Raw genomic sequence first — 13,422 nt, 5'->3', positions numbered from 1 at the left:
CATGGGCGGCAAGCGTTTCCGCTACCCGCTCGAGCCGCTGCGGTTGACGCGGCAGTGGGCACTGGACGAGCTGCTGGTACTGCTGGCCGAACGCAACGGCCAGGTGGCCGAGGCCAGCGCGGCGCTCGAGCAGTTGAGGGCGCAACTGGAGCAGGTGCGCCAGGACTGGCTGGGCGGGCAGGCCAGCGGCCAGGTACTGGCATTGGAGCGCCTGGCGCTGCTGGGCCGCTACCTGCAGGATGGCGCGGTGCGGCTGGCCGCGATGGCGCGGCAACTGGCGCAGCTGGAGCGCGAGCGCGACGAGACGGCGGCGCAGGTGACGAGCGCGCGGCGCGCCCTGGATGCGGTGGAAGAGCACCGCGACGAGCAGCGCGGCGCCTTCGTGCGCGCGCAAAGCAGTGGGGATTTCAAATCAGCGGACGATCATTGGAGCGTCCTGCAGGCAAGGGGAATGGAACATGAACTCGACAGTTGACACATCGGCCGCGCTGGCGCCAGCGGCGGCCCGCTTCGACCGCCAGCACGCCGGCACGCGCCAGCAGCGCTGGATGGCGGAACTGGAGCAGGCCATGCTGGCGCAGCAGCCGGGGCAGCGCCCCGCCGAGCAGGCGCCGCAAGCACAGGATGACGGCAATAGGGCACGGCCAGCCGCCGCGCAGGGAACGCCGGGCGCGGCGCCGGTCGCCGCCGCGCGGCCGCAAGCCGCCACGGTGGGCGCACATGCCGGCGCGGCCGCGGCGTCCGGTGCCGCCAGCACGGCGGCGCAGGCCGGGCAGGGCGACACGCAGGCAGCCGATGACGGGATGTCGCGGCATGCCGCCGCCGCGCCGCGCGCCACGGCAAGCGCAGGGGACGCGACGGCATCCGCCTGGACCGATCCCGCGACGGCCGGCGTGGCCGCGCAACTGATGGCTGCCGCCGTTGTCCCGGGCATGTCCGCGGTCCCCGCGTCGATAACGACGGCCGAGCCGGCGCCGGAGGTCACGATCGGCGCGGCGGCCGGCGCGCGCGCGGGCAGCGGCCTGGCCTTCGGACTGGCCGGCGCCATGCGCCAGGACGCAGCCGCCGCGGAAGCAGCGGTGGAGACCTTCGAGGGCACGGCAACGCCGGAAGCGGCAGCGACGGACGAGCAATATGGCAAGAACCTGCTGCACCTGTTCCATGGCGAAGATGGCGTACAGGCCTATATCCGCGATGCGGAACTGAGCGGCGCGCAGATGCGCGCGGTGGCGCAGGCGCTGGCGGCGGAACTGGGCGCCGGTGGCACGCGCCTGGCCGGCCTGACGATCAACGGCCGCCGCCTGCCGGTCGGCGCTGCCAATCCCTACGAACAGCAAGATGAAGAACGGCCGGAGGCGCAGGGCATCCTGCCAGCCGCGCAGCGGCCGTTGATTGAAGAGAAAGGAGCCATCTGATGGCAATCACCTCCAGCGCCGCCATCGGCGCGGGCACGGCCTCGCAGTCGTCCAATATCAGCATCCAGGACTTCCTGAAGATCCTGACGGCGCAATTGAACAACCAGGACCCGCTGAAACCGGTGGACAACGAGGAGTTCGTGGCGCAGATCGCCCAGTTCGCGACGCTGGAGCAAAGCCGCCAGCTGAACGTCAAGATCGACAGCCTGCTGGGCGTGCAGTCGTCGCTGCAGTCGGTCGGCATGCTGGGCCGCACCGTCGACGTCAACCTGAACGGCATGCTGGTTTCCGGCCGGGTCACCGCGCTCGATCTCAGCAGCGGCTCGCCGATGATGACGATCACCACGGCCAGCAACGCCTTCCAGAACAACATCAGCCTGTCCCAGGTCGTCAACATCCGCTAAGGAGCATTCATGTTCGATACCATCCAGATCGGCACGTCGGGCCTGACGACGCATTCGAAGGGCCTGAAAGTGGTCGGCAACAACCTGGCCAACGTCAACACGCCCGGCTTCAAGAGCTCGCAGCTGCAGTTCGGCGCCCTGTTCGAGCAGGGCGGCGGCGGCCAGTACGCGCCGCGCGAGCAGAGCATGCACGGCGGCGGCGTGCAGTCGCTGGGCACGAAGCTGAGCTTCCGCACGGGCGTCGACCAGGGTACCGGCAACCCACTCGACCTGGCGATCAACGGCAACGGCCTGTACACGGTCAAGCGCGACGGCAAGCTGCTGTACACCCGCACCGGCGACTTCCGCTTCGACAAGGACAATGTCCTCGTCAACGGCATGGGCGACAAGGTGCAGGGCCTCGGCAAGGACGGCAAGCTGGCCGACGTGACGCTGGCGGACCTGTCGCGCAGCCTGGCGAAGGCCACCGAGTCGATCAAGTTGACCGGCAACCTGACGTCCACGATCGCCGTGCCGCCCGTCGACGCCGCCCTGAAGGGGCTGACGATCTACGACAAGGCGGGCATGTCGCACACCGTGGACCTGGCGTTCAAGGATCTGGCCGACGGCAGCTTTACCGTGACGGTCACCGAGCCGGCGCCGGCGGGCACCAGCGCGCCCGCGACGGTCCTGGGCACCGGCACCGTGAAGTTCGCCGGCAGCTTCCCGGTCGCCGGCAGCGATTCGTTCTCGTTCACCTACAAGGCCAAGAACGTGACGCCGTTCACCGTCAAGCTGGACTTCGCCAACACGTCGGCGTTCCAGACCGCGACCACGCTGGGCCCGGGTACCCAGGACGGTAACGCGCCAGGCGTGCTGGTCGACCAGGCCATCGGCACCGATGGCACCGTGAGCGTGCGCTACTCGAACAACCAGACCGCCAAGGGCGCGCGCCTGGCCATGGCCGAGTTCCGTACCGAGGACGACCTGAAGGAACTGGGCGGTGGCATGTTCGAAAAGGCCAGCGGCGCCGCGGTGCGTTATGGCTATGCCGGCAGCGAGTCGTTCGGCACGCTGGCGCCCGGCCACCGCGAGGGCTCGAACGTCGACCTGGCCGAGGAGTTCGGCAACCTGATCCTGATGCAGCGCGGCTACCAGGCCTCGTCGCACGTGATCAGCACGGCCAACGACATGATCCAGCAGCTGTTCGACATGAAGGGCCGGTGATGAACGTCCGACCACACGCCTTGCTGGGCACGTCGGCGCTGGCCGCCGTGCGCGCGCAATGCGAATCCGCCGTGGCGACCTGGTGCCGCGACTGGGGCGTCGACGCCTCGGCCTTCACCGTCACGTGCCAGCGCGCCTGGGAGCAGCCGGCCGCGCCGGCCTGGCGCGGCAGCCTGCAAAGCGGCGCCGAGACCATGTGGCTGGGCTGGGACAACGAGCTGCGCGGGGCCCTGCAACGCCTGCTGTTCCCGCCCGACCGCCAGGTCGGTCCGCACGCCGGCGTCGCCGCCATGGCGGCCGCGGGCGCCAGCGCCGCGCTGGACGCCCTGGCGGCGGTGCTGGGCCGCGCCCTGCTGGACAACGAAGTGCCGTTCGCCGGCGACGCGGCCGACGTCTCGCCGGCGCTGCGCCAGCAAGCATCCGGTGCCGTGCTGGTGGAGATCCGCCTGGAGCGGCACGCCTGCCGCTGCCTGCTCGACTACGCCAGCGTACAGCGCCTGGCCGGCAGCGCCGCCGCGACCGCGGCACCGCTTGCCGCGGTCGACCTGCGCGACCTGCTGGGCGGGCAGCCGGTGCGCCTGGCCGTCACGGCGGGCAGCGCCAACGTGGGACTGGGCAGCCTGCTGAGCCTTGCGCCCGGCGACGTGATCCGGCTGGACACGCTGGCGGACGAACCGCTGGCCGTCACGGGGCCCGACGGCGCCACGCTGCTGCGTGGTTACCTGGGCACCTGCCAACAACAACTTGCGCTCGACATCGTGGCGGGCGACCAATCTTCTGGAGTAGCAGCATGAGTGTGCACAACCGGGATGCCAGCGCGCAGACCCACATCATCGAATTGTCCGAGTTCCAGCACCAGTCCGGCGGCGCGTCCGGCGCCGCCACGGCGCTGGGCGGCAACCTGCACCTGCTCGACAGTGTGCCGGTCAAGCTGACTGTCGCCGTCGGCAACGTCGAGACGACGGTGGCCGAACTGCTGGCGCTGAAAGAAGCGTCGGTACTGAAGATCGACCGTGCCGCCGACACGCCGGTCGACCTGCTCCTGAACGGCAACGTCGTCGCGCGCGGCCAGCTGGTGGCGGTGGACGACAATTTCGGCATCCGCATCACCGAAGTGGCGGCCAAGGCATGAGCCAGCAGCAGCCGGCCCCACAGGCCGCCAGCGCCCACGCGGCGGCGGTGCCTGCGCAGCCGGCGCAGGCCGCCATTCCATTCAAGCGCGACGACGGTGCGGCCGGCGCCACGCTGGCCGGCGGCGGCATCGGCGTGCTGGTGATCTCGCTGCTGGCGATCGCCGTCGTGCTGTTCCTGCGCCGGCGCCTGAACCTGCACGTGGGTACGCCGGCCGCCGGCCGCTCGCTGCGCGTGCTGGAGTCGGCGCGGATGGGACCGCGCGCGCTGCTGTCCGTCGTCGAATTCGACGGCACCCGCTACCTGCTGGCGCAGAGCGAGCAAGGCATCACCTGCCTGGCCAACACGCCCGCCGTCAAGGACGCTGCGGAGACGCCGTCGCGGGAGGGATCATGACCGCTGCACGCGTGCTGTGCGCCGTAGGGCTCCTGTTGATGGCGTGCGCCGGCGTGGCCCATGGCGCCGAGCCCGTGTTCGCCATGCCGGGCCTGCAGGTGCAGGCCGGTGGCGGCACGGGCGAAGTGTCGACCGCGCTCAAAGTGCTGCTGGGCCTTACCGTATTAAGCCTGGCGCCCGCCATCCTGATGTCGATGACGGCGTTCATCCGCATCGTCATCGTGCTGTCGATGCTGCGCCACGCGCTGGGCATGCAGGAGACGCCGCCGAACACGGTCGTGATCAGCCTGGCGTTGTTCCTGACCTTGTTCACGATGTCGCCGGTACTGCAGAAGATCAATGGCGACGCGCTGCAGCCCTATCTGGCCGGCAAGCTGGCGCCGGAAAAGGCCGCCAAGGTCGGCGTGGCGCCGCTGCGCGAATTCATGGTGCGCCAGACCCGCGAGCAGGACCTGGCGCTGATGGTGGAGCTGGCCAAGGCGGAGCAGCCGGCCAGCATGGACGACATCAGCATGGTGCAGCTGATCCCGGCCTTCATGCTGTCCGAGCTGCGTGCCGCGTTCCAGATCGGCTTCGTGATCTTCCTGCCGTTCCTGCTGGTCGACCTGATCGTCTCCAGCGCGCTGATGGCGCTGGGGATGATGATGGTGCCGCCGGCCTCGATCTCGCTGCCGCTGAAGATCCTGATGTTCGTGCTGATGGACGGCTGGAACCTGGTCGTGCGTGCCCTGTTGGGGACGTTCTCCTGACCCGAGCCGATGAACGCCAGTGCCTACGCCATGGTAGCCGAGCCGGTGAGCGCGGACGAGGCGCCATCCCTGTGGACGGCGTTCGTCAGCGGCCGCGAGGAAGGCTTGCGCCAGCGCCTGATCGGGCGCTACATGGAGTTCGCCCGCATGCTGGCCGCGCGCATGTACGCCCGGCGCACGTTCCTGGAACTGGAGTTCGACGATTTCCTGCAGTATGCGCGGCTGGGATTGATGGAAGCGGTGGACCGCTACGATCCGGGCCAGGGCGCCCGCTTCGAGACCTTTGCCGCGCTGCGCATCAATGGCGCGATCCTGTCCGGCATCGGCTCGTATTCGGAAGTGCAGGAGCAGGTGGCGGCGCGCCGCCGCGTGCTGGCCGAGCGGATCGACGGCATCCTGCAGCCGGCGCCGCGGCGGGACGACCCGGCCGCGCTGTTCGCGCACCTGGCCGACCTGGCGATCGGCCTGGCGGTGGGCTTTGCGCTGGAGGGCACCGGCATGGTGCGCGATGGCGACGAGCCGAGCATCGAGCAGGCCTACGACGGCATCGAGCTGCGCCAGCTGCGCGCCCGGCTGCGCGAGATGCTGGCCGGGCTGGGCGAGCGCCAGCGCAAGGTGCTGAGCTGGCACTACCTGGAGCAGCGCGGCTTCGACGAGATCGCCGCTCACCTGGGCGTCAGCAGGAGCCGCGTCTCGCAGCTGCATACCGATGGCCTGGCGACGCTGCGCCGGCAGTGGCGCCTGCGCGATGTGGTGGACTGGAGTTTTTAGCTGTATTGTACCCTTAACCTTTTACCCGGCCGCCCCGCGGCCAACCTGGACGAGACCATGAAGAACGACACACTTGCGATGCTTGATCAGGCCGAGCTGTTCCAGCTGGCCATTTCCGTCAGCGGCGCCGGCGACAGCGCCAGCGCGATCGCCTACCTGAAGGAAGCGGTCAGCCGCGCCGACGCCACCGCGGCGGCGCATTACCTGCTGGGTGCGGAATACGCGCAGATCCGCTTGTACGACCGCGCCATGGACGAGATGGAAGCGGCCATCGCCCTCGATCCGGCGCTGTGGACGGCGCGCCTGCAACTGGCGCTGCTGTACCTGGGCGCCAACAAGGAAGAGCGCGCGGCCGACGCATTGCGTCCGCTGGCGGAGATGGGCGACGACGCCGCGCTGCAGCAGTTCGCGACCGGCCTCCTGGCCTTGATCGGCAACGACATGCAGCGCGCGATCCAGGCCCTGGCCGACGGTATCGAGCGCAACGAGTCGAACCCGGCGCTGAACGGCGACATGCAGCGCATCATCGACGAAATCGGCCGCCGTCTGGAAGAGGCGCCGCAGCCGGCCGAGGACAGCGAAGGTGCTGACCACATCCTGCTGTCGGCCTACGCCGGCAACCAGCGGCACTGACGACCATGCCGGGCATCGCGTCGGTCGGCCAGCTGGTCGCCGTCATCCAGTCGCAGCTGGCCACGCGTGGCCGCGCCGTCGCGGGCAAGGCGCCCGCGCGGCCGGCGCGCGCCGGTGGCGGCCGGAAGGCGGACGGCCTGCAGGGGCTGATCGAACTGCGCGTGCGCCAGATCGCGCCGGACGACCCGGGCCGCGGCCGCAAGGCCTTCCGCATCTTCCTGGAATCGGTCCTGCTGGCGGAACTGGGCGAGGGCCTGAATGCAGACCCCCGCTTCCACCAGCTGGTCGACGATGTCCAGCGAACCCTGGAGGCCGACGCGCGCTGCGCGCCGCTGGTCCAGGATGCCATTACCCATCTGCTCGGCGGCAAGCCGGCGGACCTCACAAAAGGAAGTTGATCGATGCAGCAACAAGATACGCGCCTGGCAGCCGCCTTGGGCCAGCTGGAACGGACCGAAACCTATCTCGCCAGCGATCCCGCCAATCCGCACCTGTTGGCGGCGGCGATCGACCAGGCCCTGGCGGCGCAGCAGCCGGAACGCGCGGCACGCCATGCCGAAGCCGCGGTCGAGCGCTGCCCGCACGACGATTTCCTGCGCGCCCGCCTGGGCAACGCCCGTCTGGCGCAACAGCGCTGGCCTGAAGCCGCCGACGTGTTCGACGCGCTGGTGCAGCGCCACGCCGACCCGGCGCTGGCCTACGGCGCGGCCTATGCGCGCTACCGCCAGGGCCTGTACCAGGCCGCCTACGACACGCTGGCACCGTTCGCGCCGCGCGAAGACCTGTTCCCCGCCGCGGCCACCTTGCTGGTGCAGGTGCTGCACCAGCTGGGCGATCCGGAGCAGGCGCTGGCGCTGGCCCAGGCGCACCGCGCCCATTGCGGCGGAGATGCCGCATTCCTGGGCGCGGCCAGCTTGGCGGCGCTGGACAGCGGCGACGTGGCGGCGGCGCGCGAACTGTGCGACGCCGCGCTGGCAGGCGGCCAACGCCAGGCCGAGGCCCTCGTCACGGCCGGCTCCCTGGCCCTGGGCGAAGTGGACGAAGCCACGGCCGTGCGCCTGCTCAACGAAGTGCTGGCAACGCGTCCCGAGGAAGGGCGCGCCTGGTCGGCGCTGGGCATGGCCACGCTGCTGCAGCGCGACCTGCCGACGGCGCGCAAGCAGCTGGAAACGGCGCTGCGTTTCATGCCAGGCCACATCGGCACCTGGCACAGCCTGGGCTGGTGCTGCCTGTTCGCCGGCGACCACGCTGGCGCCCGCGATGCCTTCACGACAGCGCTGGAACTGGACCGCAACTTCGGCGAGAGCCATGGCGGCATCGCCGTCGTGCAGGCGCTGGCCGGCCAGCGTGACGAAGCGCAGAAGAGCATCGACCGCGCGCTGGGCCTGGACCCGCAAGGCCTGGCCGCGCGCTACGCGCAGATGGTGCTGGGCGGCCAGACGGAAGACCCGCAGCGCTTCCGCCAGCTGGCCATGCGCATCATGCAGTCGCGCCAGGGCGTGAACGGCCGCAACCTGGCGGATTTGGCGAAGGCGTATGAAGCGCGTTGATATCGTGACGACAACTGCGGGCGAGGAGAGGGGCCATGGGTTCTGACGCCGCCCTGCAGATGCTGGCGGACCTGCTGTGGAACGCCCTGATCATTTCCGCCCCGCTGCTGGCCGTGACCCTGGCGGTGGGCCTGTTGATCAGCGTGATCCAGGTGGTCACGCAGGTGCAGGAGCAGTCGCTCACCTTCATCCCGAAGCTGATCGCGGCGGTGGTGGTGCTCGTCGTCTGCGGCCCATGGATGCTGAAGCGCCTGATCGGTTTTTCCGCCAACCTGATCGCCAACATCCCCGCCTACTTCTGACGTTCCATGCTGATCGAATTCGACCCGGCATGGGTGCTGGGCATCTTCTACGTCGTGATCCGGCTCGGCGTCGTGCTGCTGCTGTCGCCGATCCTGGCGGGGCTGGGCAGCTTGGTGACTGTGCGGGTGCTGCTGACGTTCGCGCTGGCGGCACTGCTGGTGCAGGGCCTGGGCCCACGCCTGCCGGCCGGCCCGCTGGAGCTGGGCCCGGTGTTCAGCGGCGCCTGCAATGAGCTCGTGGTGGGCGGCACGCTGGCCTTCGGCGTGTTCGCGGCCTTTGGCGCGTTCGCGCTGGCGGGCAAGATCCTGGACGTGCAGAGCGGCTTCGGCATCGGCACCGTGTACGACCCCGTCACCCGCGCCGGCTTGCCGCTGTTCGCCACGATGCTGAACATGCTGGGCGCCGTGATGTTCTTCGCCATGGACGGCCACCACGCCTTCCTGCGCGGCCTGGCGTTCTCGCTGGAGCACGTGCCGCCCGGCACCGGCTTCGGCGCGATGCCGGTGGATGCGGTCGTGCGCCAGTTCGGCCTCATGTTTTCGCTCGGCGTGTCGTTGATCATTCCTGTGCTGCTGATGCTGCTGCTGACGGAGACGGCGTTGGCATTCGTATCACGCGTGCTGCCGCAGATGAACGTGTTCGTCGTCGGCGTGCCCGTCAAGATCGTGGTCGGCACGGCGGTGCTGGCCTTGACGGTGACGACCCTGGGACCGTCGATGGGACGGGTGTACGGGTCGATTTTTGAATTCTGGCAGAAGGTGTTGACGTAATGGCGGAGCAGGACTCGGACCGGTCGGAACAGGCCACTCCGCACAAGCTGGAGGAAGCGCGCAAGCAGGGCTCGGTGGCGCGCAGCATGGACATCACGTCGCTGGCCATGTTGGCGGCGCTCGTGCTGGTCATCAAGGCCAATGCCTGGGAAGCGCTGCGCCTGACGGTGCAGCTGCAGCATCGCATTCTCGGCAAGATCGGCCACGGAGACTGGACGGTCGCCAGCGCCGCCGCCTGGATGGGCGACCTGTTGCTCGCGCTGCTGACGATCCTGGCGCCACTGCTGCTGGCGCTGGTGGTGGTGGCGGTACTGGTCAACCTGGCGCAGACAGGGCCGATCTTCAGCTTCCACCCGATCAAGCCGGACATCAACCGCTTGAATCCCGTCACGGGCTTCAAGCGGGTGTTCTCGATGCGCACACTGTTCGAGGCCTTCAAGAGCTGCATCAAGCTGGCGATTCTGACCACGGTCGTCTACTTCGCGCTGCGCGAGCTGGTGCCTGGACTGGTTGGCCTGCCAGGCACGGAAGCCAAGGCCTACCTGCGCGTGCTGGTCGGTCTGTGCGCCGCGCTGCTGGTCAAGCTGCTGTTCACGCACCTCGTCATTGCCCTGCTGGACCTGGGCTTCGTGCGCTGGGAATTCGCCAAGCGCATGCGCATGAGCAAGCGCGACGTCAAGGACGAGCACAAGAACCGCGAGGGCGATCCGCGCATCCGTTCGCGCATCCGCGAGCTGCGCCAGCAGATGCTCAAGCGCAGCAAGGCCGTCAGCAAGGTGCCCGATGCCGACGTCTTGATCACCAACCCCACGCACCTGGCGGTGGCATTGAGCTACCGCCACGGCACGTCCGGCGCGCCGCAGGTGGTGGCGAAGGGCGCCGGCGACCTGGCGCGCAAGATGCGCGAGGTCGCGGCCCGGCACCAGATTCCCGTCGTGCAGAACCGGCCGCTGGCCCGCACGCTGTTCCGTGAAGTGGATTTCGACGGCTACGTGCCGGAAAAGCTGTATCCGCAGATCGCCAAGATCATGGTCTGGGTGTACGCCATGCGCGACGCCCGCCGCAATCAGAAGAGGTAACAATGAACGCTTTACGCCGCGTCTTCCAACGCAACACGGACCTGGTGCTGGTACTGCTGGTGGTCGGCATCCTGACGGTACTGTTCGTGCCGATCCCATCGGGCCTGCTGGACTTCCTGATCCTGACCAATGTCAGCTTCGCGCTGTTGATCCTGCTGCTGACGTTCTACATCGCCCGGCCCGTGGAGTTCTCCACGTTCCCGTCGCTGCTGCTGATCGCCACGCTGTTCCGGCTATCGCTGAACGTGGCGACGACGCGCCTGATCCTGTCCGACGCGGACGCGGGCCGCGTGATCTCGGCGATCGGCTCCTACGTCGTGGGCGGCAACTACGTGATCGGCCTGATCGTGTTCCTGATCCTCGTCGTGGTGCAGTACGTGGTGGTGACCAACGGTGCCCAGCGCGTCTCCGAAGTGGCGGCGCGCTTCACGCTGGACAGCATGCCGGGCCAGCAGATGAGCATCGACGCGGACCTGAACATGGGCTTCATCGACCAGGACGAGGCCAAGCGCCGCCGCAAGCTCTTGGAAAAGGAAAGCGGCTTCTATGGCGCGATGGACGGCGCCAGCAAATTCGTCAAGGGCGACGCCATCGCCGGCATCCTGATCCTCTTGATTAACATCATCGGCGGCCTGGTGATCGGCGTGATGCAGATGGGGATGCCGTGGAACGAGGCGCTGCACACGTTTACCCTGCTGACGGTGGGCGACGGCATCGTCACCCAGGTACCGGCGCTGGTCATCGCCGTCGGCACCGGCATCATCGTCACGCGCTCCGCGTCGGATGGCGAATTGAGCAACGAAGTGCTGAAGCAGCTGACGGCCTTCCCGAAAACGCTGTTCATCGTCACGGGCGCGCTGGCCGTGCTGCTGTTCCTGCCGGGGATTCCGGCGCTGCCGGTGATGACCCTGATCTGCGTGCTGCTGGGTGCCGGCATCCTGATCCTGCGCAAGGCGAAGCAGGGCGGCACCGCCGACAAGGAAGAAGAAGCGGCGGACAGCGAAGCGGCCAAGGGCGAGGAAGACGCCTACGAGATGCTGAAGGTGGAGCCGATCGAGGTGCACGTGGGTGCCAGCCTGGCGCCGCTGGTGAAGGGCGAGCAGACCGTGTTCACGGACCGCATCGCCGCGATCCGCAAGCAGTACGCGCTGGAGTCGGGCATGGTGCTGCCGCGCGTGCGCTTCCGCGACGCGCCGCAGCTCTCCACCAACGGCTACGAGCTGCAGATCTTCGGCGTGCCGGCCGGCCGTGGCGAGATCATGACGGACCGCACGCTGGCGATCCGCGCCAGCAAGGACGCGCGCCTGTTGAAGGGCATCGAGACGCGCGAGCCTACTTATGGCCTGCCAGCCGTCTGGGTCGAGGACAGCGAGCGCGAAGTGGCACGTGCCGCGCGCTACACGCTGGTCGACCCGGCCACCGTCTTCATCACGCACATCAGCGAGGTGCTGAAGCAGCAGGCCGCCAGCCTGCTGACGCGCACCGAGACCGACCGCCTGCTGCAGCGCGTGCGCCAGCAGCAACCCGGCCTGGTGGAAGAACTGATCCCGACGATCCTGTCGATCAGCGACGTGCAGAAGGTGCTGCAAAACCTGCTGCGCGAGAAGGTCTCGATCCGCAACCTGGAAGTGATCCTGGAAACGCTGGTGGACATGGGGCGCAACAGCAAGGACCTGGGCTACCTGACGGAGCTGGTGCGCCAGAAGCTGGGCGCCGCCATCTGCCAGTCGCTGCTGGGGGAGGGCACGTCGCTCAACGTCCTGACCCTGGACCCGGCAATCGAGCAGACCCTGATGCAGGGCCTGCGCGATGCGGAGGCAGGCGGCAACCTGGTCGTCGAACCGAAATACGCCGAGCAACTGCTGTCACGCCTGGCGGCGCAGTCGGAGCGGATGATGAAGGGGAATATGCTGCCGGTGCTGCTTTGCTCGCCCGACCTGCGGCGTCACTTGCGCAGCCTGTCGGAGCGGGTGGTGCCGCATATGCGGATTCTTTCCATGGCTGAGATTCCCAATTCGGTTAGTTTGAAGGCGTTTGGGACGGTTGGGGTGTAGTGGGAGCTTCTCGCGGCGAAAAAATATGCGCGGAAACTCGCTACCTTAACCAACTTCCACGGCATCCTGCAGGCCGATGCCTACGCCGGCTTCAATGCCGCCTACGAAACCGGCCGTGTGGTCGAAGCAGGCTGCTGGGCCCACGCACGCCGTAAATTTTATGACCTGCATGTGGCTCGCCCGACACCACTGACCACCGAGGCGCTGCACCGGATCGGCGAGCTGTATGGCATCGAAGAATCCATCCGCGGCAAGCCGCCAGACGAATGTCGTGCTGCACGTCAGCAGCAAGCGAAACCGCTCCTGGAAGACCTGGAGCGATGGCTGTATGCCACACTCGCCAAGCTGTCGCGCAAATCCGATACGGCGGCAATCTTGTACGCCCTCAAGCTGTGGTCAGCGCTGACTCGGTATGCCGACGATGGCCTCATCGAGATCGACAACTCGGCCGCCGAACGTGCGCTGCGCGGCGTCGCACTAGGCCGACGAAACTACCTGTTTGCCGGTGCCGACAGTGGTGGCGAACGCGCTGCCGCCATGTATGGACTGATCGGAACGGCCAAGGTGAACGGTATCGACCCAGAAGCCTGGTTGCGCCATGTGCTGACGCATATCGCCGATCGTCCGATCAACCGCGTCGACGATTTGCTGCCCTTAAACTGTGCCGCCAAACTGGCCGGCTGAACTCCGCTTCCTAGTGGTGTGGCAAGCATCATCTCGCTTTCCATCTGACGCCTCAAGACGGTGCTGAGCCGATGCTTACCCCGTAACACAGAGCGCAGCGACCCCGTATTATGCGGGAACCCAAGCGCAGCGCGGGTTCCCGCAGAAACCGGAGGTTGCTTGATGTGTGAGAGATTGGAAGCGTGGCGGGGATTCCCCGCGCGCCCGCCCAGTATCGCCCCCTTGCTGGGGTTTTGACACCGGAGCGGATTTTTCCGCAGCTAGGGTGGGATACAAA

16 protein-coding genes and 1 pseudogene are annotated in these 13,422 nt (G+C 68.1%); all 17 read left to right on the top strand.

Annotation, left to right across the window (positions count from 1 at the left end):
- Position 1 precedes the first annotated feature (1 nt).
- The 17 genes and pseudogenes from E7V67_022455 to E7V67_022375 all read left to right on the top strand — a co-directional run bounded on the left by E7V67_022455 (position 2) and on the right by E7V67_022375 (position 13,145).
- Entirely contained in the window at positions 2–475 is a 474-nt protein-coding gene (locus E7V67_022455; GenBank protein ID WUR12437.1) for a hypothetical protein, read from the top strand.
- The gene (locus E7V67_022450) at positions 459–1,415 is read left to right on the top strand and encodes a hypothetical protein (GenBank protein WUR12436.1); all 957 of its coding nucleotides are present in this window, start codon (positions 459–461) and stop codon (positions 1,413–1,415) included. Before E7V67_022455 ends, E7V67_022450 begins: the two co-directional genes overlap by 17 nt.
- Positions 1,415–1,819, top strand: a complete 405-nt coding sequence (locus E7V67_022445) for a flagellar hook capping FlgD N-terminal domain-containing protein (GenBank protein WUR12435.1) — start codon at positions 1,415–1,417, stop codon at positions 1,817–1,819. The genes E7V67_022450 and E7V67_022445 overlap by 1 nt, the downstream gene beginning before the upstream one ends.
- A gap of 9 nt (positions 1,820–1,828) precedes the next feature.
- Entirely contained in the window at positions 1,829–3,025 is a 1,197-nt protein-coding gene (locus E7V67_022440) for a flagellar hook-basal body complex protein (protein WUR12434.1), read from the top strand.
- On the top strand, positions 3,025–3,819 hold the full coding sequence (locus E7V67_022435) for a FliM/FliN family flagellar motor C-terminal domain-containing protein (GenBank protein WUR12433.1): 795 nt from the start codon (positions 3,025–3,027) through the stop codon (positions 3,817–3,819). The genes E7V67_022440 and E7V67_022435 overlap by 1 nt, the downstream gene beginning before the upstream one ends.
- Positions 3,816–4,157 (top strand): FliM/FliN family flagellar motor switch protein, encoded by a 342-nt coding sequence (locus E7V67_022430; GenBank protein ID WUR12432.1) that lies wholly within the window; start codon positions 3,816–3,818, stop codon positions 4,155–4,157. Before E7V67_022435 ends, E7V67_022430 begins: the two co-directional genes overlap by 4 nt.
- Positions 4,154–4,552: a flagellar biosynthetic protein FliO gene (locus E7V67_022425; protein WUR12431.1), complete on the top strand. Its 399-nt coding sequence runs from the start codon at positions 4,154–4,156 to the stop codon at positions 4,550–4,552. Before E7V67_022430 ends, E7V67_022425 begins: the two co-directional genes overlap by 4 nt.
- A complete protein-coding gene (gene fliP, locus E7V67_022420) occupies positions 4,549–5,301 on the top strand; it encodes a flagellar type III secretion system pore protein FliP (GenBank protein ID WUR12430.1) in 753 nt (250 codons plus the stop codon). The genes E7V67_022425 and fliP overlap by 4 nt, the downstream gene beginning before the upstream one ends.
- Positions 5,302–5,310: 9 nt before the next feature.
- A complete protein-coding gene (locus E7V67_022415; protein ID WUR12429.1) occupies positions 5,311–6,072 on the top strand; it encodes a sigma-70 family RNA polymerase sigma factor in 762 nt (253 codons plus the stop codon).
- 57 nt (positions 6,073–6,129) lie between these two features.
- Complete coding sequence (locus tag E7V67_022410) at positions 6,130–6,705, top strand: tetratricopeptide repeat protein (GenBank protein WUR12428.1); 576 nt, start codon at positions 6,130–6,132, stop codon at positions 6,703–6,705.
- A 5-nt stretch (positions 6,706–6,710) separates the two neighbouring features.
- Complete coding sequence (locus E7V67_022405; protein ID WUR12427.1) at positions 6,711–7,103, top strand: hypothetical protein; 393 nt, start codon at positions 6,711–6,713, stop codon at positions 7,101–7,103.
- Between the two features lie 3 nt (positions 7,104–7,106).
- Positions 7,107–8,255, top strand: coding sequence for a tetratricopeptide repeat protein (locus E7V67_022400; protein ID WUR12426.1), 1,149 nt, complete (start codon positions 7,107–7,109; stop codon positions 8,253–8,255).
- Positions 8,256–8,290: 35 nt separating this feature from the next.
- Positions 8,291–8,557, top strand: a complete 267-nt coding sequence (gene fliQ / locus E7V67_022395; GenBank protein WUR12425.1) for a flagellar biosynthesis protein FliQ — start codon at positions 8,291–8,293, stop codon at positions 8,555–8,557.
- Positions 8,558–8,563: 6 nt separating this feature from the next.
- A complete protein-coding gene (locus E7V67_022390; protein ID WUR12424.1) occupies positions 8,564–9,328 on the top strand; it encodes a flagellar biosynthetic protein FliR in 765 nt (254 codons plus the stop codon).
- Complete coding sequence (gene flhB / locus E7V67_022385) at positions 9,328–10,407, top strand: flagellar biosynthesis protein FlhB (protein ID WUR12423.1); 1,080 nt, start codon at positions 9,328–9,330, stop codon at positions 10,405–10,407. The genes E7V67_022390 and flhB overlap by 1 nt, the downstream gene beginning before the upstream one ends.
- Positions 10,408–10,409: 2 nt before the next feature.
- Positions 10,410–12,461, top strand: coding sequence for a flagellar biosynthesis protein FlhA (flhA, locus tag E7V67_022380; GenBank protein WUR12422.1), 2,052 nt, complete (start codon positions 10,410–10,412; stop codon positions 12,459–12,461).
- 45 nt (positions 12,462–12,506) lie between these two features.
- A pseudogene (locus E7V67_022375) lies at positions 12,507–13,145 on the top strand (IS66 family transposase).
- The last annotated feature ends 277 nt before the right edge of the window (positions 13,146–13,422 follow it).

This window comes from [Empedobacter] haloabium, from assembly GCA_008011715.2.
GTDB classification, from domain to species: Bacteria; Pseudomonadota; Gammaproteobacteria; order Burkholderiales; family Burkholderiaceae_D; genus Rugamonas; species Rugamonas haloabia.
Note: the sequence above shows the minus strand (reverse complement) of the source record. Positions and strands in the feature narration are given on the sequence as shown.

What these genes read in the sequence shown, in the direction of transcription:
- E7V67_022455 (WUR12437.1), top strand. Translation starts at nt 2, where the DNA reads ATGGGCGGCAAGCGTTTCCGCTACCCGCTCGAGCCGCTGCGGTTGACG.
- E7V67_022450 (WUR12436.1), top strand. Translation starts at nt 459, where the DNA reads ATGAACTCGACAGTTGACACATCGGCCGCGCTGGCGCCAGCGGCGGCC.
- E7V67_022445 (WUR12435.1), top strand. Translation starts at nt 1,415, where the DNA reads ATGGCAATCACCTCCAGCGCCGCCATCGGCGCGGGCACGGCCTCGCAG.
- E7V67_022440 (WUR12434.1), top strand. Translation starts at nt 1,829, where the DNA reads ATGTTCGATACCATCCAGATCGGCACGTCGGGCCTGACGACGCATTCG.
- E7V67_022435 (WUR12433.1), top strand. Translation starts at nt 3,025, where the DNA reads ATGAACGTCCGACCACACGCCTTGCTGGGCACGTCGGCGCTGGCCGCC.
- E7V67_022430 (WUR12432.1), top strand. Translation starts at nt 3,816, where the DNA reads ATGAGTGTGCACAACCGGGATGCCAGCGCGCAGACCCACATCATCGAA.
- E7V67_022425 (WUR12431.1), top strand. Translation starts at nt 4,154, where the DNA reads ATGAGCCAGCAGCAGCCGGCCCCACAGGCCGCCAGCGCCCACGCGGCG.
- fliP (WUR12430.1), top strand. Translation starts at nt 4,549, where the DNA reads ATGACCGCTGCACGCGTGCTGTGCGCCGTAGGGCTCCTGTTGATGGCG.
- E7V67_022415 (WUR12429.1), top strand. Translation starts at nt 5,311, where the DNA reads ATGAACGCCAGTGCCTACGCCATGGTAGCCGAGCCGGTGAGCGCGGAC.
- E7V67_022410 (WUR12428.1), top strand. Translation starts at nt 6,130, where the DNA reads ATGAAGAACGACACACTTGCGATGCTTGATCAGGCCGAGCTGTTCCAG.
- E7V67_022405 (WUR12427.1), top strand. Translation starts at nt 6,711, where the DNA reads ATGCCGGGCATCGCGTCGGTCGGCCAGCTGGTCGCCGTCATCCAGTCG.
- E7V67_022400 (WUR12426.1), top strand. Translation starts at nt 7,107, where the DNA reads ATGCAGCAACAAGATACGCGCCTGGCAGCCGCCTTGGGCCAGCTGGAA.
- fliQ (WUR12425.1), top strand. Translation starts at nt 8,291, where the DNA reads ATGGGTTCTGACGCCGCCCTGCAGATGCTGGCGGACCTGCTGTGGAAC.
- E7V67_022390 (WUR12424.1), top strand. Translation starts at nt 8,564, where the DNA reads ATGCTGATCGAATTCGACCCGGCATGGGTGCTGGGCATCTTCTACGTC.
- flhB (WUR12423.1), top strand. Translation starts at nt 9,328, where the DNA reads ATGGCGGAGCAGGACTCGGACCGGTCGGAACAGGCCACTCCGCACAAG.
- flhA (WUR12422.1), top strand. Translation starts at nt 10,410, where the DNA reads ATGAACGCTTTACGCCGCGTCTTCCAACGCAACACGGACCTGGTGCTG.